The organism is Lentilitoribacter sp. EG35 (genome assembly GCF_040784015.1).
Classification (GTDB): Bacteria; Pseudomonadota; Alphaproteobacteria; order Rhizobiales; family Rhizobiaceae; genus Lentilitoribacter.
The window spans coordinates 1-25106 of record NZ_JBFNGQ010000001.1 but is presented as its reverse complement, the minus strand read 5'-3'; the positions used below and the strand labels follow the sequence as shown (position 1 = coordinate 25106).

At 44.2% G+C, this 25106-nt stretch carries 23 protein-coding genes; 9 read left to right on the top strand and 14 right to left on the bottom strand.

Annotation, left to right across the window (positions count from 1 at the left end):
• Positions 1-58 precede the first annotated feature (58 nt).
• The 3 genes from AB2J24_RS00115 (at position 59) to AB2J24_RS00105 (ending at position 1511) form a co-directional block, all read left to right on the top strand.
• Entirely contained in the window at positions 59-718 is a 660-nt protein-coding gene (locus AB2J24_RS00115; RefSeq protein ID WP_367383994.1) for an acyl-homoserine-lactone synthase, read from the top strand.
• Between the two features lie 32 nt (positions 719-750).
• Positions 751-921 (top strand): hypothetical protein, encoded by a 171-nt coding sequence (locus AB2J24_RS00110; protein WP_367383993.1) that lies wholly within the window; start codon positions 751-753, stop codon positions 919-921.
• A gap of 155 nt (positions 922-1076) precedes the next feature.
• Entirely contained in the window at positions 1077-1511 is a 435-nt protein-coding gene (locus AB2J24_RS00105) for a helix-turn-helix domain-containing protein (protein WP_367383992.1), read from the top strand.
• Positions 1512-1752: 241 nt separating this feature from the next.
• Here the strand turns inward: AB2J24_RS00105 and AB2J24_RS00100 are convergent, their stop codons facing one another.
• From AB2J24_RS00100 to AB2J24_RS00090, 3 genes are all read right to left on the bottom strand, one after another.
• The gene (locus tag AB2J24_RS00100) at positions 1753-3219 is read right to left on the bottom strand and encodes a PLP-dependent aminotransferase family protein (protein WP_367383991.1); all 1467 of its coding nucleotides are present in this window, start codon (positions 3217-3219) and stop codon (positions 1753-1755) included.
• A 63-nt stretch (positions 3220-3282) separates the two neighbouring features.
• Complete coding sequence (locus AB2J24_RS00095; protein ID WP_367383990.1) at positions 3283-4776, bottom strand: aldehyde dehydrogenase; 1494 nt, start codon at positions 4774-4776, stop codon at positions 3283-3285.
• A 30-nt stretch (positions 4777-4806) separates the two neighbouring features.
• Entirely contained in the window at positions 4807-5955 is a 1149-nt protein-coding gene (locus AB2J24_RS00090; RefSeq protein WP_162652894.1) for an epoxide hydrolase family protein, read from the bottom strand.
• A gap of 418 nt (positions 5956-6373) precedes the next feature.
• On the opposite strand from AB2J24_RS00090, the gene AB2J24_RS00085 reads away from it, so the two are divergent.
• The 4 genes from AB2J24_RS00085 to AB2J24_RS00070 all read left to right on the top strand — a co-directional run bounded on the left by AB2J24_RS00085 (position 6374) and on the right by AB2J24_RS00070 (position 10442).
• The gene (locus AB2J24_RS00085) at positions 6374-7414 is read left to right on the top strand and encodes a TRAP transporter substrate-binding protein (protein ID WP_162652895.1); all 1041 of its coding nucleotides are present in this window, start codon (positions 6374-6376) and stop codon (positions 7412-7414) included.
• Between the two features lie 131 nt (positions 7415-7545).
• Positions 7546-8835 carry a TRAP transporter large permease gene (locus tag AB2J24_RS00080; RefSeq protein WP_367383989.1) on the top strand — a complete coding sequence of 430 codons (1290 nt, stop codon included), beginning with the start codon at positions 7546-7548 and terminating at the stop codon, positions 8833-8835.
• Between the two features lie 75 nt (positions 8836-8910).
• Positions 8911-9474, top strand: coding sequence for a TRAP transporter small permease (locus AB2J24_RS00075; RefSeq protein WP_367383988.1), 564 nt, complete (start codon positions 8911-8913; stop codon positions 9472-9474).
• 221 nt (positions 9475-9695) lie between these two features.
• On the top strand, positions 9696-10442 hold the full coding sequence (locus tag AB2J24_RS00070) for a tyrosine-type recombinase/integrase (protein ID WP_367383987.1): 747 nt from the start codon (positions 9696-9698) through the stop codon (positions 10440-10442).
• Positions 10443-10774: 332 nt separating this feature from the next.
• On the opposite strand, the gene AB2J24_RS00065 is transcribed toward AB2J24_RS00070, so the two are convergent.
• From AB2J24_RS00065 to dctP, 6 genes are all read right to left on the bottom strand, one after another.
• The gene (locus AB2J24_RS00065) at positions 10775-12211 is read right to left on the bottom strand and encodes an aminotransferase class V-fold PLP-dependent enzyme (RefSeq protein ID WP_367383986.1); all 1437 of its coding nucleotides are present in this window, start codon (positions 12209-12211) and stop codon (positions 10775-10777) included.
• Between the two features lie 189 nt (positions 12212-12400).
• The gene (locus AB2J24_RS00060; protein WP_367383985.1) at positions 12401-13597 is read right to left on the bottom strand and encodes a cytochrome P450; all 1197 of its coding nucleotides are present in this window, start codon (positions 13595-13597) and stop codon (positions 12401-12403) included.
• A 44-nt stretch (positions 13598-13641) separates the two neighbouring features.
• Positions 13642-14046, bottom strand: a complete 405-nt coding sequence (locus AB2J24_RS00055; RefSeq protein WP_162652988.1) for an OsmC family protein — start codon at positions 14044-14046, stop codon at positions 13642-13644.
• Between the two features lie 12 nt (positions 14047-14058).
• Positions 14059-15351 carry a TRAP transporter large permease gene (locus AB2J24_RS00050; protein WP_367383984.1) on the bottom strand — a complete coding sequence of 431 codons (1293 nt, stop codon included), beginning with the start codon at positions 15349-15351 and terminating at the stop codon, positions 14059-14061.
• Positions 15351-15848, bottom strand: a complete 498-nt coding sequence (locus AB2J24_RS00045; protein WP_367383983.1) for a TRAP transporter small permease — start codon at positions 15846-15848, stop codon at positions 15351-15353. Before AB2J24_RS00045 ends, AB2J24_RS00050 begins: the two co-directional genes overlap by 1 nt.
• A gap of 55 nt (positions 15849-15903) precedes the next feature.
• The gene (dctP, locus tag AB2J24_RS00040; RefSeq protein WP_367383982.1) at positions 15904-16914 is read right to left on the bottom strand and encodes a TRAP transporter substrate-binding protein DctP; all 1011 of its coding nucleotides are present in this window, start codon (positions 16912-16914) and stop codon (positions 15904-15906) included.
• Positions 16915-17155: 241 nt separating this feature from the next.
• On the opposite strand from dctP, the gene AB2J24_RS00035 reads away from it, so the two are divergent.
• On the top strand, positions 17156-17608 hold the full coding sequence (locus tag AB2J24_RS00035; RefSeq protein ID WP_174244223.1) for an Lrp/AsnC family transcriptional regulator: 453 nt from the start codon (positions 17156-17158) through the stop codon (positions 17606-17608).
• A 214-nt stretch (positions 17609-17822) separates the two neighbouring features.
• Here AB2J24_RS00035 and AB2J24_RS00030 read toward each other — a convergent pair whose 3' ends face one another.
• The 5 genes from AB2J24_RS00030 to AB2J24_RS00010 form a co-directional block, all read right to left on the bottom strand.
• On the bottom strand, positions 17823-19307 hold the full coding sequence (locus AB2J24_RS00030; RefSeq protein ID WP_367383981.1) for an AMP-binding protein: 1485 nt from the start codon (positions 19305-19307) through the stop codon (positions 17823-17825).
• A complete protein-coding gene (gene sauS, locus AB2J24_RS00025; protein WP_367383980.1) occupies positions 19307-20710 on the bottom strand; it encodes an acylating sulfoacetaldehyde dehydrogenase in 1404 nt (467 codons plus the stop codon). Before sauS ends, AB2J24_RS00030 begins: the two co-directional genes overlap by 1 nt.
• A gap of 68 nt (positions 20711-20778) precedes the next feature.
• Positions 20779-21744 (bottom strand): Bug family tripartite tricarboxylate transporter substrate binding protein, encoded by a 966-nt coding sequence (locus AB2J24_RS00020; protein WP_367383979.1) that lies wholly within the window; start codon positions 21742-21744, stop codon positions 20779-20781.
• 24 nt (positions 21745-21768) lie between these two features.
• Positions 21769-22230 (bottom strand): tripartite tricarboxylate transporter TctB family protein, encoded by a 462-nt coding sequence (locus tag AB2J24_RS00015; RefSeq protein WP_367383978.1) that lies wholly within the window; start codon positions 22228-22230, stop codon positions 21769-21771.
• Entirely contained in the window at positions 22230-23750 is a 1521-nt protein-coding gene (locus AB2J24_RS00010) for a tripartite tricarboxylate transporter permease (protein ID WP_367383977.1), read from the bottom strand. The genes AB2J24_RS00015 and AB2J24_RS00010 overlap by 1 nt, the downstream gene beginning before the upstream one ends.
• 154 nt (positions 23751-23904) lie before the next feature.
• On the opposite strand from AB2J24_RS00010, the gene AB2J24_RS00005 reads away from it, so the two are divergent.
• Positions 23905-24942, top strand: a complete 1038-nt coding sequence (locus tag AB2J24_RS00005) for a substrate-binding domain-containing protein (RefSeq protein WP_367383976.1) — start codon at positions 23905-23907, stop codon at positions 24940-24942.
• The last annotated feature ends 164 nt before the right edge of the window (positions 24943-25106 follow it).

Here is a 25106-nt window from a genome sequence, read left to right as displayed (position 1 = left end):
GGATTTCCGCACCTAGTAATTTATTGCTTTCACATCGTAACCTCTATGGGAAATTCTCATGGAGTTTAAAATGCTAGAAGTTATCGATAGATACAATTTTGATTTATATCAAAGCGAACTTGAATCCATTTATCGCTACAGACATTGGTATTTTGTTGACCGATTGGATTGGAAAGCAATCTACCGTGAAGATGGGCGCGAAATAGATGACTATGATAACGACGACGCAATCCACCTAGCGAAATTAAAAGCTGGACGTGTCGTGTCCTACACGCGCCTTATTCCAACAAATAGACCTCACCTCCTCTCCCATGTTTATCCTGAAATTATGGATGGGCAAGATTACGAAACAGGAAAGGATATATATGAGTGGACCCGATTTTCAGTGGACCCTGAATTCGGAAATTTGGCGCGACTAAATGATGAAACCATGTTTATTTTCCATGGGATAGCCGAATATTGCGTACAAAAAGGCATTAGACACCTGATAGTGGAGACGCACCCTATCTATATCACGTGGTTATCGGAAATGGGTTGGGACACCACTCCAATTTCTAAAATCAAACGTATTGATGGAAAGAAAGTGGTTGCTTTTACTGCGGCGCCAACCGTCGAAACTGTACGCATTGGACAAGAACTGCTTTCACTAGATCATAGTGTTTTGTCTTCAAGAACTGAGGATCAAGATATGATGCTCAATTTATCAAAAGCAAGTTAACAAACAACACATAATAAAAATCGGGATTAATCATGAGTGATAACGTGAAGAAAATTAGCACTGACACTTTAGAAATCATAGAAATTCATCTGCAAAAAGCTTTAGTTCTGGCAACCGAAATTGATGAACCTATGATCAGGTATGTTATTTCGATGGGTATTCATGAAGTTGAATCAAAACTCAAAACGAAAAAAAGAGCCTAATTAGGCAGCAATTGCTTTAACTATAAACGTCTGAACTCAATTTGTTCAGGCGTTTTTGTATTTTACCCAAAATAAACTAATAGCTTTAGGAAGTTGCAAATAGATTCCATATAGATTTATGATTGAGTACACTTTGGAAACCTTGAGGAGTTCCCTTGACAAATAACAATCATAATTCAATTGAGGTGCGCCTTGGTAAACGTATCAAGTGCCGCCGCGAGGAACTCGATATTGATATATCAGACCTATCCAAAAGATCCGAAATACCAATTAGTCAGATTGCAAGTTTTGAAAGAGGAGTTGGAACACTTGAGGTCGCCGAAATACAGCGACTTTCTTCTGCTCTGAGTATGCCAATAGCTCTACTTTTTGAAGATGAAACTAGACAACAAAAAACTTACAACTTTATTTCACCAAAGGACGGCTTGGCTCTCAATTATGCCTTCTTAAGAATAGAGAATGAACTTGTTAGGAATGAGGTAATCGCATTGATACAAGCTCTCTCAAGTGGAGATAAACGTTTACCTCATCAAGAACAAAATGATATATGCTCTAAACTAAAGTCTTTTAGAAAAAGTCTCTCAGATTAGATTGACTCATAAAGGCAGAGTATCTAACCCGTCGACGCCTTATGGAGAGGTGGTCCTAGTTTTGGACCAGTTCACAGCCAATTCAAGATGGATCTTGGTTTCATTTTAGGCTGCTAATCTCGCTGGTTCTGTTTTCTTCTCCTATGCTTCATTTGCAGGCATTCTAGCTGCCACCATCATATAATTATGGTCAATCGGCATCCAACACTTTTCTGCATTTATTGAAATGGTAAGTCTTACCTTATTGCTTCAAAAACACATTAGCCTCTTCACTAATTTGCTGAATACCCGATTTGATTTTGTCAGTAGAGATGGCGGCAAAACCCATCCGAAATGAGTTCCTGGGTGATCCTTTATGATAAAAAATATCGCCTGGTTCTATTAAGACACCGCGGTGTTGAAGGCGTTTTGCAAAAACGCCGGCATCAAAATCTTTAGGTCCGGTTAACCAGAAAGAAGTTCCCCCTGTGGCAACGCCCGGTGAAAACATGGGTAGTTGGTTCTCTATGGCCTCCCGCATGACATGCCAACGTTGTGAATATATTTCTCTCAGTTTATTTAGATGAAAATCATGATAGCCATGAGCTAAAAATAGTGCGGTGGTTTCTTGGACAATACTTGGCGGATGCCGCACAGTCAGAGAACGAACAATTTTGGCAGATTTTATGATATCTTGGTGAGCTACAATGAAGCCCATGCGAATACTAGGTGATAGTGTCTTGGAAAGGCTTCCCACATAAATAACATCTCCATTTTTATCCAACGATTTAAGAGCAGGTTTTGGCTTCAAATGTCCCAACAAACCTACTTCATAATCATCTTCGATAATAAATGCATTCGCAGCTTGTGCTTTGTATAGTATTGCTTTTCGACGACTATCGCACATGGTTACCATTGAAGGAAACTGGCATCCCGGCGTAAGATAGGCGAGTTTAAACTCGTCTGGCAGTTGATCGGGGTTTAGTCCCCGCTCATCAACAGGAACTGGAGCAATTTTGTTTCTGTACATATGAAAAAGATGCCGAGCTTCTTGGTAGCCCGGATTTTCAAAAGCGATTGGTCGATTGTCATCTGCAAATAGTGTGCTAATTATACACAAAGCATGTTGGGCTCCGACTGTAATCAGAATTTCATTCTCCGCAACATTAATACCTCTATAATGTAGCAGGCGTTGGCGCAATTGTTGGATAAGGTCCGGGCAATCAATATCAACGGCTTCACTTGTCCAAATTGGCAGTGCATTTCTCCCAAGAGCCAGGCGAGAGCATTCTCGCCATGCTTCAATTGGGAAAAATTCAGTATCTATTTGGTTGTAAACAAAAGGAAATTCAAATTCTGTCCAGTTTTTTGGTTGGTTTGCACGTGCATTTACATCTGGCAAGTTATTATTGATAATTCGTTTTCGATTTACTGTTGAGGGTGGTGTATCACCAATATGCTCATCTAATTGAAGTATCGGAATATTCATTCCAACCTTGAAACCAGAGCGATCTTGAGATTGTAAGATACCCATTCCAACAAGGCCAGAATACGCCTCATATGCACTGTTTTTGGAAACCTGAAGCTGCTTGGCAATCTCGCGACAAGACGGGACCTTTTCCCCACTGCGATATATCCCTTCGATAATCCGTGAGCAAACTGTCCTTCGAACAAGATCCTTCTTGCCTATTTGCTGCGCGATCGTGTTTTTAGTTTGTGATTGGTCCACGGAATTATCATCTTTTGGTTCATACACTTACATGAAGCACTTTACCTTCAGGCAACAGATTCATCAAATTGGCTGTGTTGCAATCCAAATCGTCTTAGTTTGAAGATACTGATCCAACGCTTCAGTACCATTTTCGCGCGCAAGAGAGCCAGATTGTTTATACCCACCAAAAGGTGTTTTAATATCACCTTCAGTAAATCCATTAATGGCGACTGTACCGCAAGGTAGACGTCGCGCCATTGATATAGCCCTATCAATATCACGGGTGAAAACAGTTGCATGCAACCCATAAACAGTATCGTTGGCAACGGTCAACGCTTCTTCCACTGATTTGACCGGCATCACACCCAAAACTGGACCGAATATCTCCTCACGTGCGATGGTCATATCATTCTTCACCCCATCAAAAATAGCAGGTTCGATGAAACTACCTGTCCTGTCAGAGTCACCACCGGTAATTAATCTAGCCCCTTCGCTGCTACCCTTGTTGATGTAGTCTAACACCATGTTTTTGTGGTCACTGGATATCATAGACCCTATTGTGGTTTCTGGATCTAACGGATCACCCAGTTTAAACTGAGCGACACGTTTGGTCATTTTATCCAGAAATTCATCGACAAGTGGCGCAGCAATTATCTGGCGCATATTGGCAGAGCAGTTTTGTCCACCATTCCAGAACGCTGCCATTGCAGCATCTTCAATCAAGTTATCTGTTATGTCGGCATCATCAAGTACAATGAAGGGGCTTTTACCTCCAAGCTCCAATCCCACACCTTTTAAATTACTATCGCCTGAATAACGCATAAACATACGCCCAACTTCCGTTGAACCAGTGAAGGTAACAACATCAATATCATTGTGAAGACCGATCGCTTGACCGGCAGTTTCCCCAAGTCCAGGGAGAATATTAACAACACCTTCTGGAATGCCTGCTTCACTAATTAGCTCGCCAAGCTTTATTGCACTCAGTGGCGTTTGTTCAGCTGGTTTGATAACGATTGAACAACCTGCTGCAAGAGCTGAGGCTATTTTCCAGACTGTCATCAAAAATGGGAAATTCCATGGTACAACCGCCCCAACCACTCCTACGGGTTCCTTGACAATCAACGCCAAAGCATCCTCGCCGGTATTGGCAACCTTACCAAAAGTTTTATCAGCTAATTCAGCATACCAGCGGAAGTAATTTACTGCTTCGGAGCCCGTTTCCTGTAGACAATCGGAGATTGTTTTGCCTGCATCAATGCTTTCCAAAACCGCCAATTCATGATTGTTTTGTTCAACTAGCTCAGCCAACTTAAACAGGATTTCTTTTCGATATTCTGGACTAGCACGTGACCAAGTCCCATCATTAAATACGCGTCTTGCAGCTTTAACTGCTCGATCAACATCGGCAGGCCCACAATGAGTAAATGATGTGATCAACTCACCTGTGGCAGGGTTTATCGTCTCAAGTTTGGCACCATCTTCGGCTTCACAGAACTTGCCATCTATAAATGCCTGCGTGTTAATTTTTATGTTATCCCGAATTTTGTGAAAGTCGGCTTTTGTCATTTCCATAAATTTATCCTTCGAGCTTTATATCAGTATTCAACTAAGGCTTCGTGCAAATTTTCGAATGTCTTCAATTAGCAAGTCTGGTTGTTCCATAGCGGCAAAATGACCACCTTTAGGCATCTCACTCCATTGGGTTACGTTGTAGATGCGCTCTGCGTAGCTGCGCGGTGGCCAGTTCAGCATTTCTTTAGGAAACACCGCACATCCTGTTGGCACCTCTACTCGCCTGCCTTCTGGCGACAAAATTCTGCCACCTTCCTCCCGACGTCCGTAATAGATCCATGATGCTGTGTTGAAGGTTCTGGTTGTGATATAAACCATGATGTTTGTGAGAAGTTGGTCTTTAGTGTAGACGCTTTCGATGTCATCACCTTCGGTATCTGACCAACTATTCATTTTTTCCAGTATCCATGCTGCAACTCCCACAGGGCTATCCATCATTGCGTAGCTCAATGTTTGGGGTTTGGTCGCTTGCTGGGTTCGGTAACCATTTTGCATGATCTGATCAGCTTCAAATTGAGCTGCCCAAGCTTCTTCTTGCGGCCCCTGCGGTCCGTCCTTATGGCGCATTGTCAGAACATTGATGTGGATTGCTTCACAGACTGGTCCATGGTCATAGCCAAGCCAACTAGATATCGCACCACCCCAATCTCCACCTTGGGCCATATACGATTTATATCCTAATGTATCGGTCATCAGTGTGTTAAATACATTTGCCATTTCCCTCGGTCCATAGGGGCGAGAAGGACGTCCTGAAAACCCAAATCCCGGTAACGATGGTGCAACGACATCAAACGCATCTTCTATATTCCCACCGTGTTTTTCAGGGTGAGCAAGAAGATCAATAAAGTCCAGAAACTCTACGATCGTGCCTGGCCAGCCGTGGCTAATGATCAATGGTCTAGGATTTTTCCCACTACCCTTTTCATGAATGAAGTGTAGGTCAATTCCATTGACTGGCGCTTTGAAATGAGAGAAACGATTGATCTCAGTTTCGTGTTTTTTCCAGTCGTATTCGCGAACCCAATAATCGCAAAACTCCTTCATGTAATCAAGATTTGTACCGTAGTCCCACCCCCCATCATCCGGCATTTCGTGCCATGGAAACGCTGCAACACGTGCGCGAATACCTTTAATAACCTCGTCTGAAATATCTACACTGAATGGTCTAATTGACTTCATGTCAGCCTCTCCAAAATACGGTTTTGGCGACGTATATTGCGCTTAATCACCAAATTACTAAATATTGATTTTCAATAACCAATGGTCCTCGTTACATCTGTCTTAGCTAAGTTTTGGGATCACATGTAAGGAGCAGATTAAAGCTTTGATAAGGACAGTTATTACTTCTTTATCTCAATTGTATGTGCTTTTGGCAGTTTGTGGTGATGGCAATTTATATGATAAGTATCTGAAAAAAATCAGATAAATTGAATTATCACTGTGGTTTTGTCTGTCGTTGAATGTAAACAAATATTCTATCTGTCCCTGTTTATCAGGTTATTTGTACCTTTTTTCCGCTTTCCCATGTGTGAATGATGGGTCGAAGAACTTACTGGGAAGAGTACAGGCGTTTGGCCTGATAAATGGGAGATTACAAATGAAGAAGAATTCAGTTTTGACGGTAGCCGTTACAGCGGCGACCTTAATGCTAGGGGCGCATGCTGCGAATGCAGAAAAGGTTCTCAAATTAGGTACTGTTGGCTTTTTAGGAATGCCTATTGGTGACGCAATTGATCAAGCATTGATCCCAACACTGAATGAAGTGTCCGGAGGAGAATTGACCATTGAGCCTCACTACCGGAAATCTTTGTGTAGCGAGCAATCTTGCGGGGAGCAGGCAAATCAGGGTCTATTACAACTCTGGACAAGCTCTACAGCCAATTTTGGCAATTTCGGCACAGCTTTGTCGATTTTTGATCTACCATATATCTTTAAAAGCATTGAAGATGCAGACCGTATTTCAACAGAATGGCTTGCGAAAAAACAATGTGATATTGCTGCTGAAGAAGCCGGACATATTTGTTTAACTGTATATTCCAGTGGTGGATTCAGACAACTTGCTAATTCTAGTGGTCCTGTGCATGTTCCTGCCGATATGGAAGGCTTGAAATGGCGTGTTACAAAAAGTCCGATTGAATATACACTTGTAAAGAATTGGGGCGCAGTCCCTGTGCCTTATGACTGGGCGCAACTCTATCAAGGTCTGCAAACTGGTGTTGTTTCTGGGCAGTATGTTGCCACGCCATGGCAACATGTTGCAAAACTGCACGAAGTCGCGAAATACTTCACCGAAATTGGTGGATCCTGGTCAGGCAATCAGCTTTCCATGGATAAGGGGCAATACGATAAACTATCCGATCAGGAAAGAGAATGGTTGCACACAGCAGCAACAGCCTTTGGTAAACGTGTGCAGGAACTTGATCGCAATTGGGTTGAAGCAGGCGAAAAAGAAATCAAAGCCTCAATCAACGAATGGTATGTTCCCTCTGAGGACGAGTTGAAGCTTTGGCGTGCAGGTGCAATTGATGCATGGCTCAACGCTAAAGGCAGCTTTGATCCAGTCACCGCTGAACGTGTTCTTCAAGAGCAAGGCATGACCGATTTTATTGCTCAGCTTAAAGACGCAGGCGCTCTATAAGGTCGCCTTTCGAGCGTAAGCATAAAAAGTGAGTGGCGCGGATTAATTTTCGCGTCACAATTTGTATCCAATCATTTTAAAAGAGCCACTTGGGATGACCTCCTGAAATTGGTGATAATAGGAAGTGCCCCATGGAAAGCGTAATACTTCTAGTCATACTTGTATTGCTTATTATGCTGGGTGCACCAGTAGGCTTTACGCTTATTCTTATTCCGGTGGTTTATATTCTTATCACCGATGCAGCTCCGATGATTCTCATTCCCAGCCAAATGTTTAGCGCAATTGACGCTGTTCCACTGACAGCAATTCCTTTTTTCATGCTAACAGGCGAGCTCATGACCAGTGCTACCATAACAGACAGGCTCGTGGCTTTAAGTCAACGCCTTATCGGTCGTATGCGCGGGAGCATGGCGCAGGCAAATGTTCTGGTCAGCATGTTCTTTGCAGGTATGAATGGATCTGTTGTTGCAGACACAGCAACCGTAGGGTCCTTAATGATCCCAGCAATGAAAAAGGCTGGGTATCCTCCTGCTTTTGCTGCAGCGATCACCGCGGTTAGCTCAACAATTGGCGGCATCATTCCTCCTTCCATTATGATGATTGTACTAGCGAACGCTGGGGGGATTTCGGTCGGTGCATTATTTGCCGGGGGCATTGTGCCTGGTGTTATGATTGGCATCTTGCTTATGGTGATCAATTATATCATAGCTCGAAGAAATAATTTTGAACGCAATGATGAGGCATTTAGTTTCAGAGCACTTGCAATTGTTGGTTATAAATCTTCTTTTGCATTGCTTATTCCAATTGTATTAGTGGGGTCAGTCGTATTTGGTATTGCTGGCGTGGTTGAAGCGGGCGCATTGACAGCGACAATAGCCTTGTTTGTTGGACTGTTTATTTATCGCACTATCACGTGGTCGAATTGTAAGGGGTCCTTTGTCCGCGCATTTCGCAACTCGGCAATGGTGTTTATTATAATTGCCGCTTCCGGACCCTTTAGTTGGCTTTTAACATCATTGGGAGCGATCAACGATTTAGAACAGTGGCTTCTAAGTTACACGCATAATCAGTTTCTGTTCGCCATTGTTCTGGTCGCGTTTATCTGTTTGCTGGGGATGGTCATGGATTCTGCAGCTAACATAATTATTGCTGGTCCCGTTCTGGTAGATGTGATGGTCAAAGCAGGTTATCCAGATGTTCAAGCTGCATTGATCGTGGTTGTAGGCTTCCTAATTGGCTCTGTTACACCGCCGGTCGGAGTGGCATTTTTCACTGCTGGTGCAATTGCCAAGGTTAGGCTTGAAAAGGTGGCTGTTGCAATGCTGCCATATCTAATCGCGTTGTTCGCACTATTGTTTGTACTAATTGTTGTGCCGGAATTTACAATGTTACTTCCAACATTATTTGGGTTTGTAAAATGATGGGCGCGCTATACCAGTATAAACTCACTAGTGGGCAAGTAGATGCAATCCCAAAAACTAGAGGAGGTTTTCGTAATGTTTACGACAATCAAATTCATTGATGGTGCAGTTAAGAAAACTCTAACCGCATTCTGCGCTATTCTTCTTCTGTTAATGGTGGTCTTTGCTGTCTACAATGTTGTCATGCGATATGTGTTTGAGGCCCCCCCAGTTTGGGGTGATCTTCTCACAGTCCTTAGTAATATTTGGTTAGTTTTTTTTGCGCTTGCACTGACTGTTCGCGATAAAGATCATATTGCCTTGGATTTAATATACTCTCGCTTATCCCTACGGGGAGCATTTCTTGTTCAACAATGTTGGTCATTGGTCATTTTCTGTCTCGGTCTTGTGATGATTATTTATGGTTTGGAAGCCGTGGATACAATGGGCGGTAAGTATTGGGAGATGTGGTATTTCGCATGGGAAGATGAAGGTTTTGTTTTTAAGCCAAACTATATGCCAAAAAAATATGCCATCTCAATAGTGCCCATCTCTGGATTTTTAGTCAGTATCGCGGCACTCGCATCAGTGTGCGAAGATGCCTTTCGCTTTAATGCGGGTACTTTTAAACAGGTAAAAGATATAGATTTAGAAAGCTGAGGCCAATATCTAACGTATTTAGATGAAATTTGGTTTGTTGGTAGAATTGTCTCCTTCGTGCAAAAGGACTAAACCGCTCCGCGATATAGTTGCGGCGTGTAGACTTTACTTCCAGGTACTTAGACAGTGCGCAATAACCATGTTTTCTGATTTTGGTCATATGGCGTGAGATTTTCCTGATGATTGAGGTGTTTAACCTCATATCAGACAGGAGTATTGTCATGCATACCAAGATCACAAAACACACTATTGCCGTTAATCCAGCGGGTGACCTCAAGGACAGCCCACTTCGCCAGCGAATGGTAGAAGGCATGCAATTGCGCTCGTTTGTTAAGAAGACGCAAACAGATTATCTGCGTTGTGTGGAACGACTGGTTACATTTTTAGGGCGTTCACCGGATAAGGCCAGCAATGAAGATCTGCGTAGTTACCATCTTCACATGACCAAGAATGATTCATCCCCCACAAAGATCAATGCAACAATGTCAGCCTTGCGGTTTTTGTTTGTCACTGTGCTTGACCGGGGTGACGCCATTAAAGTTTTGCCATTTGTACGCCAACCAAGAAAGCTACCTTTAGTACTTAGTCCCGATGAAGTGGTACGGTTTCTGGATGCTACACCTAATCTAAAATACAAAGCGGCTTTATCAATTACCTATGGAGCAGATCTTCGCGCATCTGAGGTTCTTTCATTAAAACCATCCGATATTGATAGCACCCGCATGCTCATCCGTGTTGAACAAGGCAAAGGACGTAAAGATCGATACGTGATGTTATCTCCACAGTTGTTGATATTACTGCGTGATTACTGGAAGGCATACAAACCAAACAATGGGCTAAGTGGGGGATGGTTATTTCCAGGTCGTGTTCTAGGTTCACCCTTAACAACAAGACAACTGAACCGAGCATGCCATACTGTGGCTCATATGGCTGAGATCAACAAACGTGTTTCATTACATACTAAATAAACCGATTGAGAAGACACTTCCGATATCATCCTAACCCATTATATAATATAGGAATTTTGGTAACGGGAGAGAGACTTAAACCCCCGACACGCGGATTATGATGCAGGCTAGTTCTCTAACCACCCTGCCCTAAACCTAACCAACTTAACGCATCAACTGATTGGTAAGACTAGAGTTTTTGTCCTCAATCTCAACTAATCTCTATCAACCCAATTCATTCAAGCCCAGAGATTTTGAATCCCAAAATGAAACCCAGCATATCTGCTTTAAGTTCTAAAACAGACATAATTCACCATCTTTTAAAAGACAGTGCCGTGTCAATTCCGGAGCTTCTAGGCGATCTCAGCCTTCTCGACGGGAATCATGAATCTCGCGGTTTCCGGATCAGCGGTATATCTCATTTCTAATTCCTCCAAACGGTCCGTTAGGTCATTTACGCTATCTATAACGTATTGAACTTTTTCGTTGCTCATGAGGTAACTGAAATTCAAACGCACCCAACCCGGTTTTGACAATTCTTTTCCTTGGTTGAGTTTGTTGAATAATTCTGCGGATTCCACTTTATCTATGTTCAGAAGGCGATGTGCATAAGCTCCTGCACACGCACATCCCCCTCGCGCTTGAATACCATATACATCGCTCAACATCCGCGTGAACAGTTGATGGTGGAAATGTGATCCGTCTGACCGAGATACCAAAAATGAGAAAATGGGCAAGCGGTGTGGGTGATTAATTCCAAGTAAAGTTAAGTGAGGGTTTTGTGACCAAGACTCTATGGCCATATTGTTCATCTCCGTTTCCCTGCTAGAAATCAATGATTGCCCAATTTCATCTTTTATAATGAATGCAAGCGCGGCACGAATATCGCCAACGACATTTGGTGTACCGGATTCTTCACGACCGGCGATGCTGGGTGAATAACTATGATCCCATGGGGAAACAAAAGTAACGGTCCCTCCGCCTGGCCAAGATGGCGTTTGGCGCAATACAGAATTATCTCGAACAATTAGAATGCCACTGCCGCCCGGACCACCGGGAAACTTGTGGGGAGACAAAACAACCGCATCTTTTTGACAATCGGCGGCAGGGTTCATATCAATAGGTAGATAGGGGCCGCCTCCTGCATAATCCCAAACCGATAGTGCGCCGTTCTTTTTAAGCAATCGAGTTACATCATCAGGTTGTGTGATAATGCCTGTGACATTAGATGCCGCAGAAAAGCTACCGACTTTCACATCGGCCTCACGATGTTCTTGAAGTGCTTTTTCCAAGGCTTCCAGATCAGGGCCGCCTTGATCCGCCTCTGGAATTTCAACAACCTGAGCATTAGATTCACGCCATGGCAGCAAATTGGAGTGATGCTCGTAGGGACCAATGAATACGACAGCATTGCGAGCTTCATTGATGCCAAATAGAGAAATTAGTTTGTTTAGTCCTGCTGTAGCGCCAGAGCCTGCAAAAACCACACTGCACGATTCTGCATTGGTTAACTTCGAGATTTCACTACGTGCCTCTGCGCGTAGTCGCGTCATAAACGAACCGCAATAAGATGCCTCAGTATGACTATTTGCATAGTACGGCAGGACGGATTTAAGGATATAATCCTCGACTTGTCTGAGCGCACGCCCAGAAGCAACATAATCTGCATATACCAAAGGCACATCATCAAAGAGTCCTGGTATCAGAGTACCATCTCCAATTACACCTTCGCGGATCATTTGAACAATGTTTTTGGCTTTTAGAGATTTTCGAAACGCAGATAGTGTCATGAGTATCCTCCTGCGAATAATTTACTTCATTCACGCGCAGAAAATGACCCAAACATTCTAGAACTTAAGATATTAATGGTGGAGACAATCGAAAATACACGAAGTTTCATATCATTTGATTGAACCAATATATGTATGCATGTTTCTTTGGTGTCCACGATATATAGCAATATTTGTTTTGCGAATTATCTATGCCAATTGAACTGGTAAAGAAGCGAGGCCTCTAAACGCAAAACCACGAAATTCAACCTTGTAATCAATGGCAGGACGAAGTTTGGGAAACTGACAAAAGAGCTTAGGAAGGATAGTGCTGCAAATCAGTCTGCGGTACATGCCGCTTCCAAGACATCTATGTGGACCAGCACCAAAAGTATGATTCTCAATTGACGGTCGGTGAATATCAAACGTTTGCGGATCCAGCCAGTAGTCCTCATCATGATTAGCTGAGCCTTGTATAACCATAATAGCTTCTCCAGCAGGCAAAGTAATTCCACGCAATTCAATGCATTTCTTGACAATCCGAGGGCTTACCTGAATAGGAGCGACCCATCGCAATGCTTCCTCACATGCTAAACTCCAGTTCCCGGTTTTAAGACAATAATTAAGTTGAGCAGGATTTTGTAATAAGCCATGTAATGTTGTTAGTAATGCATCTCGCATTTCAATTGCGGCGCCTCCAATACAAATTTTCATGTTCGTACGGATTTGACTGAGGGGAATTGGGTTGGGTTGATTGACCATTGATGATAATATAGATGCATTTGGATTGGCTCGATGAGCCACAATCATTTGATCAAAACATTGGTTCATTTCTTCGTTAGCTTGATCGCTTGATCTGAACACCGCGACATTAGAACAGGAGTTCATTGCACCGTTGATGAGCGCTGTTGCCCATTCAAACAACTTGTCATCAAGTGCAACGTTTATACCTAGAATGTTTTTCAGACACTTTGCCGAAATCGGAGCCGCCAAGGATGCTAGAAGATCTACAATTCCAGTTTCAGGAAGTTGATTGATTACCTGGTCAACCACGCTCTCGAATATCTTCGACCAGGTACTACACAAATGATGCTCATGGAACGTTGTAGCCATGGCTTCCCGTTCTCGCAAATGTGCTGGCCCGTCTTTTCGCATCAATGTATGCCCACCAAATGCACGGTGCATAGGTGAATGTGTATCGAAAGATCCGAAATGTTCAGTATCTGTTTTCGCCAGATAAACATCATCTGCTTTAGTCAGAACAATACGATCAATAGCCTGAATTCGTACAATTGGTGCATCTTTACGCAAGCGCCGGTATACACTAACCGGATCATGATCCAGCATTTGCAAGGTCGTCAAAGTGTCTAGTGGTATATCGTGGTTTGAATAGGAGAAGCTGGTCAATATATATTTCCTTGATCAGGCATCGACCACTTACAAATGGTCAATTAATTTTCAACAGCTGAGAGATTAACCTCGCTTTTAAGAGAATTACTAACTGTGCAAATTGCTTTCGCTTGTTTCAGGAGACGAGGTATCATTGTTTTGTCATTTACAACATCGCCAATAATCATGATTTCAGCACTTTCAATCCACCCTGGAAGTTCCGCAGATTTTGTCGCTGTAACTTTCACGCGGAATGGATTGAGACTTACTTTTTGGCTGTTGGCAGCCCATTGCAATGATTTTACGATGCATGAACCCAGTGATGCGATCAGTGTATCAACCGGAGAGTCGTCTGGCGGATAGGATGTGATTTTCCCCGTCTCCCCAAACGAATACAAAAGCTGATCATCTCCATTAAATGTCACAAACACTGGACCAAACGGCTTTTGTTTTACTTTCAATATCATACTTTATTCCTTTTAAAAGAGAAGGTTTGGTAGAAACAACGCCAATACTGGGAACACCGTAAGCATTAAAATCATAATCAGATGGATAATCCAGTAGGGGGTAGTGGCAATGGCCACTCGACCAAGACTGACTTCATTATTTGTAAGGGCAGTGAGCACCGACAGGTTTAATCCCACTGGCGGTGTCACCTGACCGATTTCAATCACAATAGTAATCAGAACACCAACCCAGATAGGATCAAAACCAAGACCGGTCAGAAGAGGAAATACGACTGGAAGTGTCATAATCATCAGGGACAATCCATCGAAGAAACACCCCAAAATAAGGTAGATCAAAACAACTATCAGCAACACGCTATATGTCCCGAGCCCGCTGTCAGCCACGGTTGCCAGGATCTGCTGGGGTATTCCCAATATACTTACCGATTGCGCTAGAATTGTCGCGCCAAGTACCAAAAATCCGACAGAGGAGAAAAGCAGGACCGAATGGTAGACAGCTTCAATCAGTTTGTTCCAGGTCAACTCCCCCCAGATTGATGAAATGATAACAGCAAGAACAACACCCACACCTGCCGCTTCCGTTGGTGTAGCTAATCCACCAACAATACTGCCGATGACAGCAATAATTAATGCCAGAAGAGGCCAGATTTGTCTGAATCCCAGAATTGCTTCCCAAAAAGATACAGTTGTTTGATCTCGCGGTGCGATCTCTGGATTTCGTATGCTCTTTATCAGAAGATACAGCATAAACATTCCGCCAACCAAAAAGCCAGGAATGATGCCAGCTGCAAATAGACGTCCGATAGATGTCTCGGTCAGCGCTCCAAAAATCAAAAAAGATAAGCTGGGTGGTATCAGCAATCCAAGTGTACCGCCGCCGGCAAGACTACCGACAACGGTATCTTTATCATAACCGCGTTTTGACATTTCCGGGTATGCGACAGAACCAACTGCGGCAGCTGTTGAAAGGCTGGACCCGCTAACCGCACCAAATAATGTGCATACCGCGATATTGGTATGTAATAAACCGCCGGGTATTTTTCGAAACAAAGGAGAAAACGCAGAATAAGCCTTCTCACTAATTCCGCTGCGCAAAAGTACCTCACCCAAAAGTATAAACATAGGAACAGCACTTAATGTGAAAGAATTGAATACTCCCCAGATCGCATCCACAGCAAGAGATGTCGCTCCGTTTGAGAAGAAGTAGAGGATAATCAGCCCTGTTAGGCCGAGCGCTGCTCCAAGTGCAACACCAGTTCCTGCAGTGGCAACTAATCCGCCGATAAGCGTAAGCCAAAATGACATTATGAAGTCTCACTGATCAGGGAGGGTTGTTCATCTATTTCGTGATCGTTAGCCACGCTGATTATTCCCAGCAGATGCGCCAAGAAGATTAATCCCGTAAGAGTAAGTGAAAAGGGCATCAATGCCATCCATGGATAGAGTAAAATCCGCGAGGTTTCAGTTTTAAGGTTTCGCTTGAATGCGAATTCGAACCATGGGATGGATTCGATAATAAGCCACCCAAAGAAGATTAACCCTACAAGTAAAGCAGCGATTTGTACGATCTGACGCAGTTTCCCACTGAACAAATCAACCAGTAATCCCACTCGAACATGATTTGCTTTCATTGTGACCATGGGAAGACCGAGAAACAGTGAGACGCTGAGAAGCAGACCGACTACTTCTTCGGTTATATGAATTGGCGTATTTGCAAATTTCCGCATCATCACGCTCGTAACAATAATAACGACGATCGCAACCATTCCTAAAGCGGACGCGACGGCGCAAGAGAGGGCCATATAATTTAGCCCTCTCGCAGTGATCTTTCTTATAGTCTCAAACATAAAGGCAGACTCACCGTCCCAGCGCTGTCAGAACTCGCTCACGGTATGCTGGAGCATTCCCACCAGCTTCGTCGGCAAGCTCTTTCCATATCTCGGTCACGGAAGCTACAAATAAATCACGGTCTTCCTGTGGGAAATCTTCACCCCATGTCACACCCTGAGTTCCTAATTTTTCACGCGCAGCAAGCTCGCGCTCAAAGTCATCTTCATATTGGTTCGTGCGGTCCCACAGATCGTTTGCGGCCGATGCAATAGCAGCTTTGGTCGCTTCATCTGTATCGGCCCAGCGATCAGATGCGACACCAATCACATAAGGTCCAGAAGCCATCGGATAAAGGAATGAAGCATGTTTGGCAACTTCCTGAAGTGATACCGTATGAGCATAGAGCGCCGGATATAGCGCGCAATCAACGACCCCAGTTTTCAAAGCAACATACATCTCTTCTTGTGGGATGATCTGAGCTGCAACGCCTAGGCGTTTGAAAGTCTCGACCTGATCCCGCGCCCAAACGCGCAGTTTCTTTGATTTTAGTGCATTGATCGTTCGGACTGGTTCGTCTCGACAAAATACCGACACAGACAACATTGGGATCGCAACATAGCCAACTGAAGATACTCCCCAATCATTGAATTCTTCTTCATAAATTTCTCTAACCGCAGGGATGGCTTTTTCGAACTCCTCAATAGAGCCGATAGTTCCCTGAACAACCACCGAACTCAGCGCGGGAGCGTCCCGACCAAGATAGTTGGCCCATAACAAGCTCATCTCGACGGCACCTTTTGGAAGAAAGCGCAGCGCATCGGTATTGGGCAAACCAAGCGATCCACCGCTATAAATTTTCAATTCGCTCTTTTCGCCAAGAGCATTATTAACGTCTTGTACGAACTTCTCCAATTCTGCTGTCTCCGGACGGGTTTCCGGCAGAAAGTTATTAAAACGCCATTCTTCAGCCACAACGGAAGACATCGTTGCAGCGACAATGGCGGTATTTACGATAATTATTTTGATTAGTTTTTTCATGATAGTTCCTCCTTCTATTACGGTACAGTGGTGTGACTAAGTATTCCAACTAATATTGTCACCATTTCCAGAATATTGATCGGTGATTTATCCATTTTTGACGAATATGACCACATGTTAACAACTTTGCGTAGGCAATTACACAGCAGTGAAATCCCGTCAAGCAAGCAACCTTGTAATTAGATCAAACATATGTTTATTCACTAATTATTGGGTCATATGAGCGAGACTGCGATTAATCATGGATAAAATAGATCGAAATATAGTCGAAACATTGCAGAAAGATAGTTCGTTATCCCAAAGACAATTGGCGGATAAGGTCAATCTATCTCAAAATGCCTGCTGGAGACGATTGCAAAAATTAAATGAGACTGGTGTCATTGTTGGATCGACTGTTTTGTTAGACCGTGAAAAACTTGGTCTGGGTCTCGTTGTTTTCATGATGGTCAAGACACGGCACCACTCTGCTGAGTGGCTGGCTACGTTTCGACGATCCGTTTTACTAATACCTGATGTGGTGGATTTTTTTCGAATTGGCGGAGAATATGACTACATGATCAAAGTTATCACCGAAGACATGAGCTCCTACGATGTAGTTTACCAACGCCTTATTACAGCTGTTGAGCTCGATTCCGTAACATCATATTTTTCAATGGAAGCAATTGTTGAACAGAGGCCATTAAAGATAGTATAAACTTGATGGACTACACTTTGCATCCCATTCCGACGTCCATGTGCCCCAAGAAAAAGTTAGACATAACTCCCATGTCCTCATAACTTTACCAACTTGTATATGAGTAGTCTTCTGATTTATCGCAACTTCACGATGTCTGCTGTTGATATGTCAGCCGAAGTAAAATCGTCAATTCTGGTAGGAAACTGAGTGCCAGGTGCAGACATATCACTGATTATAATAGTGCACTAATTTTTGCTCTTTGTATTTTACCTGATGGTCCTTTGGGAAGGTCTTGCATGATATGTACCTTATCAGGGCGTTTAAAGTTGCCGAGTTTCTGCTGACAGATATCTTGCAACATATCCGCATCAATTTTTGAACCTTCTGAGAGCTTGACTGCTGCTTCTACGGTCTCACCATAACGCTCGCATTTAACCGAAAAAGCAGCGGCTTCTACTACATCAGGATGGCTATATAACGCCTCATCAATTTCACGCGGTGCGATGTTTTCACCACCTTTGATGATCAGTTCTTTAAGGCGGCCAGTCACGAAAACATAACCATCTTCATCCATGCGACCAAGATCGCCTGTGCGCAACCATTCTCGTACGAAGCTGTTTCGCGTAGCATCAGGATTTTTCAAATATTCACGCATAATATTGGGGCCTTTAACGACAATTTCGCCCTCGATATTCGGCTCACATGGTTCAAAATTTGTATTGAAGATGTTGATCTCATTCCCAAACGCGATACCTGGGGAACCGATTTTGCGCGTCGCTGGCGGCAACGGGTTTGATAAGATTTGTGCTGCGGTTTCAGTTAATCCCATTGTCTCAATAATGGGGATACCAAATCTGTGTTCAAATGCTGATTGCACATCTGGTGCGAGTGCAGATGAGGCTGAACGACCAAACCGAATGCGGGCTTTAGTCTCATCAGTTGGTTCATTTTTGCCATGTAATAAATGGCTGACAATGGTTGGTACAACTGAAAACCATGTTACTTTTGTTTGTTCAGAATTTTGCCAAAACCGACTTGCGGAAAACTTCGAGCACATTGAGATCGAGCCGCCTGACACAAGTGCACCCATCATGGAAACGCATAGCCCATTGATGTGGTATATCGGCAGTACACAAAAGCCGCGATCCTGTGCGTTAAGCTCGTGTGCCACGGCGGTAGTCCAACCACCAGCAAGTAGGCTTGATTGGCTATGCACCACGCCTTTTGGGCGGCCTGTTGTACCTGATGTGTACATCAACAAAGCATCGTCTTCAGTCGTTAAGTCATATAAATCGATCTGGTTCGCATTTGGGTTGAGATCAAGGTATGTCAAATTATCTGTTTTTGTCGCTTCAAACAGCCCTAACGCGTTATCATGGACGAAAGCAATGCGCGCTTCTGAATGTTCAAGTGCATAGGAAATTGCGTCATTTCCCGCAACGAGATTGATCATCGTGGCGCGAAACCCGCCATAGAATGTGCCGTATATGGCCAAAACTGCATCACGGCAATTTGGGTAGATGATTGCAACGCTTTCACCTTTTTGCACGCCGTTTGTAGTTAAATCTGAGGCGATGCTAATAGCGGCTGATTGCAGCTCTGACCAAGTTAGATCATCCTCACCATCAGGGAAGGTAAATGCAACCCCATCAGAATTTGCGCGATGATTAAGCCAGGTCCTTATTGTGCCTTGAGGCGGCGTATTTGTTGCAAACATCACTTGCCGACCTTTGCCCAATAATTCTCAAAAACAGTGTCGACTTTTGGCTCGTTGCTTGGGATTTCGCGCACGATTTTTGTCGTTTGCATGAAGTGCTTCCAATGCAAATTATCATCGATTGAATTACCACCCCATGAGCCGCACCCCATTGAGAGCGAGAACGGCATTCCATTATTAAATGCACCGCCCGTTGCAAAGCAATGCGCTTGATTGACGATGATACGGCAAGACGGGATTTTTATCGCTAAGGCGTGGGCGCGTTCGTCGAGTTTGCTGTGAAGACCAACGGAATGCCCCGCACCTTGGTGAGACTGAATTTTGGCTGTAATCTCAATCGCTTCAGAAAAATCAGACGCGCGATAGAGAGACAATACACGGCTTAGTTTTTCACCTGAAAGCGGATGAGATGGGCCAATGCCATTGGTTTCCACAACGACAAATTCTGCTCCATCTGTGTCGATGTTATCAAGATCAAGCGCCGCCAACATCTTGTCTGCATCTTGCGCGATCACATCTTTATTGAGATGCCCATCTGGCCAAAGTTTTGCGACAACAGATTGATCATCTTGGGTGTAGCGTCCACCTGCAGCATCAAGCTCCTTCATGAAGTCATCAAAGATAGCATCTACAACAACTATGGCATTTTCGGACGAACAAGAGGTGGCATTGTCAAAGGTTTTTGATGCGGCAATTTTGGCCGCTGCGGACTTCAAATCTGCAGTCTCATCTATGATCACTGTCACATTGCCCGCGCCAACGGCCACGGCTGGTGTGCCGCATGTATAAGCACGTTTGACGTTATTTTGTGACCCAGTGACAACAACCAAGTCAGAAATTTCCAGAAGACGTTGCGTCTTTTCTTTTGAGCCAGGAGCAGAAACCATCTGCACAAGGTTTTTGTCTTCTCCGATTTTGTCAAATTCTGCATGGATATATCCAAGCAAACGTTCACAGCAAATCACGCCTTTTGGTGATGGTGAAATCACGATTGCATTGCCGCATTTAAGTGCGTTGATAATGTTGTTCGCAGGTGTTGCAGCTGGATTGGTTGAGGGTACGACAGCACCAATTACGCCGATTGGTCGTGCGATTTCTGTTATGCCAGACGCTGCGTCATCTGAGATAATGCCAAATGTTTTAACTGGCATAATGTCCCGCATGAGTCCTAAGGTCTTACGGTGGTTTTTTGTGATTTTATCAGCCACATTGCCTAACCCCGTCGTTTGGACAGCAAGTTCTGCAAGTTCTTTGTTGCGAGTAGGTTCCATAATTGCCCAAGCGGCGGCACTCGCTGCCATATCATAGCGGGATTGAGAGCCATTTTTCTCGAAGTCCAACTGTGCTTTGCGTGCGCTTGCGACAATTGCTTCAACGCTTGCAAGCTCATCTATGGCATTCATGCTATCTTCCTTTATCAATTTGAGATCAAAGGCACAAACATCGCGCCTTTGATCATCTTTAAGTCTGCTTATAGGCCAGCTAGAAGCTCTTTAAGCGTCTCTTCGCGCTTAGCCCACATGGCTTTCACTTCATCGCGTGTCATGATGTGCATTGGCGAACCGCCAGCTTTCATGCGAGATGCAACACGAGAATGCTTGAACATCTCAGGCACTTTTGCCGCAAGTGCTTCAATCACTTCCGGTGGTGTACCTTTTTTCGCCATCAAACCACGGAAGTTCACGGATGAATTATCAACATCTAGACCAGCTTCTTTTAATGTCGGCACATCCGGCAAAAACTCATTCCGCTCAAGATCAGCAACGCCAAGAATTTTTACATTGCCTGCTTGTTGTGCGCGGAAAGCATCAGACAAATTGTTCACGCCGGCCATAACCTCGCCAGCAATCACAGCCTTCATAGCCGCTGCACCTCCACCCTTTGTAGGTATGTAAGCGATTTTGCATTCGCAAGCTTTTTCAATCTGTAGCGCCGCAATGTGATGACCCACAAAAAGGCCCGCGCCTGATGTTGTTGTTTTCCCCGGATTTTCTTTCGCAAATGCGATTAGCTCTTCCATCGTGTTGAACTTGCTATCTTTACCCACAACTACAACGGCAGGATCAGCACCCCAGTTAGCGATAGGTTCAAATGAATCCGCTGAGTATTTCACACCACCCTTAATAGATTGAGCGATGAAGTGAGGAATGTTGTAAGCGGAAAGTGTGTAACCATCGGCATCAGCGTCTGTTGCAAACCAGTTCCAACCTTTTCGGCCACCTGCACCCGGTTTATTGAGGATATACATTGGCTGGCCAAATAGATCTTCGTTTCCGGCAACCATGGTGACGATACGCGCTTGGAAATCAGTCGCACCACCAGCACCGTAGGATACGGCGACACCAATTGGACGATCTGGAAAATCTTCTGCAATAGCTATGGATGAAAGCGTCGTTGCCGCCGCTGCAATCATTATTGTCTTTAGTAAAGTCTTCATGTGTTTTCCTCCCAATTGAAAACGTTAGAAATTAATACCGCGAGGTGTTTGCACCTGTAGCAGTATGGAAAATAGCCCATACATGACCAGCATGAATGCGACTGTTACAATTGCTCTTTTGATCCAATCTTTAACGCTTCCCAATGGCGCTGGATCATATAATGAATAAAGAACAAAGAATGCGAGTGTGGAGGCGGTGTAAAAACCAAGCCCTTTGGCGGCCCAAAACGCATAAATGAAAATAAGCACAACGCCGGGTGTAATGTTTTTTGCTACTTCCAGCGAAATGCCACGACCAACTTTAGCAAGGCCAAGAACAGCGCGCAAAAAGTTCCATATGGCAAGCCCAACAAAAGCGCTTGAAATGAGGCGCGGGAACAGAAAGCTTTCTGCCGGTTCTTGCGTGAAACTAAGCCAAGCGACGGTCAGAGCAAGCGCTAAAATTAGCCCGCCGGGAATGATATGCTGAAGTCGGTTTTGTGTCATTATTCTCCAGCCTTCCGCGAAGTTTCGGCCTTGTTGAACGAAGCTTTCAGCATGTTGTTCCAGAATGAGTAAGCGATGGATGCGATCACCAGCGCGACTAGCACTAGATTGAGCGGACCTTTGAAAAAATAAACCCAAGGGCCATCTTGTGCTGCTGCAATCATCGAGCCGTTGACAAAGTAATCAGCAGCAATTGGTCCTAAGATAAGGCCAAGTACTAAGGGTGCTGCGGAGAAGCCGAACTTCTCTAACACCCACATTCCAAGACCTAGCACCAACATGATGTGCACATCACCCATGCTTTGCTGCACTGAATATGAACCAAAGAGAGCAAGCACGGTAACGGCTGCAGCCATGATTGGCATAGGAACTTTAGCAATTTTGGCTGCCCATGCCGCAGTGTAGATACCAAAGATCACCATGAGGATTTGGCCAAGCAACATCGAGTTGATAAAGGTCCATATTACTTCTGGATGATTATCAAAAATATCAGATCCGGGGAAAATACCATGAATCAAAAGCCCGCCGAGCAACACCGCAGCCGTTGGGCTGCCGGGGATTGAAAGGGTAAGCAGTGGTACAAGAGAAGGGCCAACCATCGCGTTATTGGCGCTTTCAGCAGCGATCACGCCTTCACTATGACCTGTACCAAACTTCTTTTTGTGTGGTGAGAAATTGCGAGTTTGATCATAAGCGACCAAACCCGCAATCTGCCCCCCCACACCCGGTATTAACCCGATAATTGAGCCTACCACCGTGCCAATCGTCAAAGCACGTTTTGAGCTGACTACTTCTTTAAATGACGCTGAGATCGGATGTTTAGGCACTTCCAATGCATCAATCGTCAGTTTTTTACGGCCCTTGGCCAGCATTTCCATGATTTGTGGGATCGCGAAAAGGCCAATGAGGGCTGGGATGATATGGATGCCGCCTGTCAGTGCGTCAGTGAAGATGAAGCGTTCATTACCCAAAATCTCATCGTAGCCGATTTGTGAAAGCCAAAGACCAATACAACCTGATAACAGCCCTTTCACAAAACTCTTGGAATCCAGCGAACCGATCACAGTGACACCCAGTATCGCAATCCAAAACAGATGCGAAGGACCAAAACTGAGTGCCCATTGAGCAAGAACGGGTGTGAGGAAGATGAGCAGTAACACCCCAATAATGCCACCGATACCGGAGGAGATAAAAGATAAATGAAGCGCGCGTGCACCTTCTCCGCGTTTTGCCATTTCATTACCGTCGAGCGCTGTTGCTATATTAGCTGGAGCGCCGGGAATTTTGAGTAAGATCGCGCTAACCGCACCGCCAGCAACTGTCGATGTGTAGGCAGCGCCAAGTAGGATGAGGCCTTGGGTAGGGCTAAGCTGAAATGTGAAGGGGATTAAAAGTGCTACTGCCATAGTGGGAGATAGACCCGGCGTTGCGCCAAGTATCAACCCACCGATTGTGCCGACCAGCAAAAGTAAAAATGACAAAGGCTCAAATACGCCCCCGAAATATCCCAAAAACTCCATATCTCTAATATCCTCCCCAGAATATAAAAATAGATATATCCAATTTACTGCAAATTCTTTGTGATTTGCTTCATACGTCAGGTTAGTTTATGAAATTAAAAATGCAAATGTTTTCATTTACTTAAAATAACGCAATAAAATCAGGGAAAATGATATGCGCGCGCGGTCGAGGAAAGGTGCCCCAGGCATTATTGAAGTTGCGAAAAGGTCGGGTGTATCACCAGCCACGGTGTCGCGTTTTTTCAATGAACCAGAGATCGTAAAGGGTAAAACCCGCAAGCTGATTGAGCAAGCGGCAAAAGACCTTGGCTATTATAAAACCCGCATGGAAGGCGGCGTACACCATGGTTTCTCAGGTACAATTGGCTTAATCGTCCCGACAATCGACAATGCAATTTTTGCCGAGTTGATCCAAGCCTTTTCATCGCGGCTGTTAACCCACGACAGAACTATGTTGATTGCAGCTCATGGCTATAACCCATCGCTGGAGGTGGGGATTGTTAAATCGCTCTTAGATCGACGCATTGATGGTGTGGCGCTCATTGGTGTTGAACATGAAAAAGCGCCTCTAGAAATGTTGGCTGCGCGTGGAGTTCCAGTACTGGCTGCATGGAACTATCGTAAAAACTCATCCATCCCTTGTGTGGGTGCAGATAATTTCGAAGTTGGATATAGGGCGGCAAAACATCTGACCAAGATGGGTCATCATGATATCGCCTTAGTATTTCCGCCGACGAAGGCAAATGATCGCGCAGAGGACCGTCTTAATGGTGTCATGTCTGCATTAGGAATTTCGCCTGATGAACTTGCCCATCATCGTTTCATTCAAACACGTTATGATATCGGTGAAGCCAAGCGGGCGATTATGGAAATTCTTATGAAAGAGCGACCATCCGCTATTATTTGTGGCAATGATGTGATTGCGCAAGGTGCTGTTTATGCCTGCCAATCTATCAATATTGCTATTCCAGATGATATTTCGATAATTGGTATCGGCGACTTTAGGGGCTCATCACACATGGAACCGAGTCTAACAACAGTCCGAATGCCAGCGCAACGCATAGCTGAGACCGCTGCGGATTTACTATGTGGCGGTTTATCAGTCACTTCAAAGAGCGGTATCACACGAATTAAAATTGAGTCTGAATTGATGGTAAGAGAATCAGTTCGTGATATTTCAATGAATTATTGATTGCTATGTGTATAAAATCGAAAAATGACTGCTTCTGGCCGATATTGTTGATAAAGTGTTTGAGTTGATTTGGATTGTCTAGCGCGGTTTTGGATCGCGAGTAGTATTGTCAGGGTATTAGCCCGTTTTGATCTTGGTTTATGTCTTTTTCATTGTATCAAGCT

Excerpts from the sequence above, each read along its gene's own strand:
- AB2J24_RS00080 (WP_367383989.1), top strand. The coding sequence starts at position 7,546 with ATGGAAAGCGTAATACTTCTAGTCATACTTGTATTGCTTATTATGCTG.
- AB2J24_RS00075 (WP_367383988.1), top strand. The coding sequence starts at position 8,911 with ATGTTTACGACAATCAAATTCATTGATGGTGCAGTTAAGAAAACTCTA.
- AB2J24_RS00085 (WP_162652895.1), top strand. The coding sequence starts at position 6,374 with ATGAAGAAGAATTCAGTTTTGACGGTAGCCGTTACAGCGGCGACCTTA.
- AB2J24_RS00010 (WP_367383977.1), bottom strand. The coding sequence starts at position 23,750 with ATGGAGTTTTTGGGATATTTCGGGGGCGTATTTGAGCCTTTGTCATTT.
- AB2J24_RS00090 (WP_162652894.1), bottom strand. The coding sequence starts at position 5,955 with ATGAAGTCAATTAGACCATTCAGTGTAGATATTTCAGACGAGGTTATT.
- AB2J24_RS00055 (WP_162652988.1), bottom strand. The coding sequence starts at position 14,046 with ATGATATTGAAAGTAAAACAAAAGCCGTTTGGTCCAGTGTTTGTGACA.
- AB2J24_RS00015 (WP_367383978.1), bottom strand. The coding sequence starts at position 22,230 with ATGACACAAAACCGACTTCAGCATATCATTCCCGGCGGGCTAATTTTA.
- AB2J24_RS00045 (WP_367383983.1), bottom strand. The coding sequence starts at position 15,848 with ATGGCCCTCTCTTGCGCCGTCGCGTCCGCTTTAGGAATGGTTGCGATC.
- AB2J24_RS00110 (WP_367383993.1), top strand. The coding sequence starts at position 751 with ATGAGTGATAACGTGAAGAAAATTAGCACTGACACTTTAGAAATCATA.
- AB2J24_RS00020 (WP_367383979.1), bottom strand. The coding sequence starts at position 21,744 with ATGAAGACTTTACTAAAGACAATAATGATTGCAGCGGCGGCAACGACG.
- AB2J24_RS00095 (WP_367383990.1), bottom strand. The coding sequence starts at position 4,776 with ATGGAAATGACAAAAGCCGACTTTCACAAAATTCGGGATAACATAAAA.
- AB2J24_RS00115 (WP_367383994.1), top strand. The coding sequence starts at position 59 with ATGGAGTTTAAAATGCTAGAAGTTATCGATAGATACAATTTTGATTTA.
- sauS (WP_367383980.1), bottom strand. The coding sequence starts at position 20,710 with ATGAATGCCATAGATGAGCTTGCAAGCGTTGAAGCAATTGTCGCAAGC.
- AB2J24_RS00050 (WP_367383984.1), bottom strand. The coding sequence starts at position 15,351 with ATGTCATTTTGGCTTACGCTTATCGGCGGATTAGTTGCCACTGCAGGA.
- AB2J24_RS00005 (WP_367383976.1), top strand. The coding sequence starts at position 23,905 with ATGCGCGCGCGGTCGAGGAAAGGTGCCCCAGGCATTATTGAAGTTGCG.
- dctP (WP_367383982.1), bottom strand. The coding sequence starts at position 16,914 with ATGAAAAAACTAATCAAAATAATTATCGTAAATACCGCCATTGTCGCT.
- AB2J24_RS00035 (WP_174244223.1), top strand. The coding sequence starts at position 17,156 with ATGGATAAAATAGATCGAAATATAGTCGAAACATTGCAGAAAGATAGT.
- AB2J24_RS00030 (WP_367383981.1), bottom strand. The coding sequence starts at position 19,307 with ATGTTTGCAACAAATACGCCGCCTCAAGGCACAATAAGGACCTGGCTT.
- AB2J24_RS00065 (WP_367383986.1), bottom strand. The coding sequence starts at position 12,211 with ATGACACTATCTGCGTTTCGAAAATCTCTAAAAGCCAAAAACATTGTT.
- AB2J24_RS00070 (WP_367383987.1), top strand. The coding sequence starts at position 9,696 with ATGCATACCAAGATCACAAAACACACTATTGCCGTTAATCCAGCGGGT.